General features: G+C 63.4%; 1 protein-coding gene. It reads right to left on the bottom strand.

Features of this window, described 5'->3' with window-relative positions:
* Positions 1-41: 41 nt before the first annotated feature.
* Positions 42-734 (bottom strand): tellurite resistance TerB family protein, encoded by a 693-nt coding sequence (locus F2P67_RS27560; protein WP_166226412.1) that lies wholly within the window; start codon positions 732-734, stop codon positions 42-44.
* Positions 735-878 lie beyond the last annotated feature (144 nt).

The raw sequence follows: 878 nt of genomic DNA, 5'->3' as shown, positions 1-878 counted from the left end.
CAGCACCCGCAGCAACGGATCTCCCCCCAATGCCCCCCCAATCATCCCCGTTTGACCTGCTGCTCCAAATGCACCTGCAACTCAGGATCAATCTCAAGCGCCGCCGCCAACTCATCCAGATAATTGCGCTCGGCATCCTGCTGATCATCCACCAGCATCACACTGGCCAGATACATCTCCGCCGCCATCGCCGGATCCTCCTGCGCAGCCTGCGCCACCTCTGCAGGATCCAGCGGCTTGGCCACCTCGGCATCCAGCCACTTCTGCAAATCCGGATCGTCCGTGTGCTTGCCAATCTCACTGCTGATCAAATGCTTTTCCGAGTCATCGATACGCCCGTCAGCCTTGGCCGCCGCAATCAAGGCACGCAACACCGCATGGCTATGCTCCTCCACCTGTGGCCCGGCGAGCAGATCCGCCGTTTGCGGCGTCTGCGCCGGCGCGGCACTGGCCTGACTGCGTTGCCACGCCTGATACGCCTGAAACGCCATCATCCCCAGCGACGCCAGCGCCGCATAATTGGTGCCGCCCGAACGACTTTGCGTACCGCCACCCAGCGCACCACCCAAAGCCCCGCCCAGACCACCACCCGCGCCGTCGCCCAGCAGCCCACCGAGCAAACCGCCCAGCAAGCCACCAAGGCCACCCAGGCCAGCACCGGCCGAGGCGCCACTTTGTTGCCCTGCCGAGGCCTGGCCCCGCAGCAGTTGTTCGAGCAAATCACTGGTGTTCATGACGTCGTCCTCAGCAGAGACATTGACCGCGTCTGGCAACGATAGTCCGCCGCAGCCATTGCGCCAGCACCGTCCGGCCGACGCCGGATGCGCGTCTACATTTCCCCCGCGTATTTTTTCGATGGCCAGCTAAGATTCATGGAG

Source organism: Pseudomonas atagonensis, assembly GCF_011369485.1.
Classification (GTDB): Bacteria; Pseudomonadota; Gammaproteobacteria; order Pseudomonadales; family Pseudomonadaceae; genus Aquipseudomonas; species Aquipseudomonas atagonensis.
This window is presented reverse-complemented; position numbering and strand designations above follow the sequence as displayed.